Below are 223 nucleotides of genomic sequence, written 5' to 3'. Positions count from 1 at the left end.
ATCTAAGTACCTGGAGGAAGAGAAAGCAAATGCGATTTCCTGAGTAGCGGCGAGCGAAACGGAACATAGCCCAAACCAAGAGGCTTGCCTCTTGGGGTTGTAGGACATTCTGTACGGAGTTACAAAGGAACGAGGTAGACGAAGCAGTCTGGAAAGGCTCGTCATAGAAGGTAACAACCCTGTAGTTGAAACTTCGTTCCCTCTTGAATGTATCCTGAGTACG

The 223-nt window shown here is 48.0% G+C and carries 1 rRNA gene; it reads left to right on the top strand.

Features of this window, described 5'->3' with window-relative positions:
- Positions 1-223 (top strand): 23S ribosomal RNA (locus MR058_RS23180); the annotation flags it as partial.

Source organism: Bacillus cereus group sp. BfR-BA-01430 (genome assembly GCF_022663115.1).
GTDB lineage: Bacteria > Bacillota > Bacilli > Bacillales > Bacillaceae_G > Bacillus_A > Bacillus_A cereus_BD.
The sequence above is the reverse complement of the archived record's forward strand: the minus strand, read 5'-3'. Positions and strand labels throughout refer to the sequence as shown.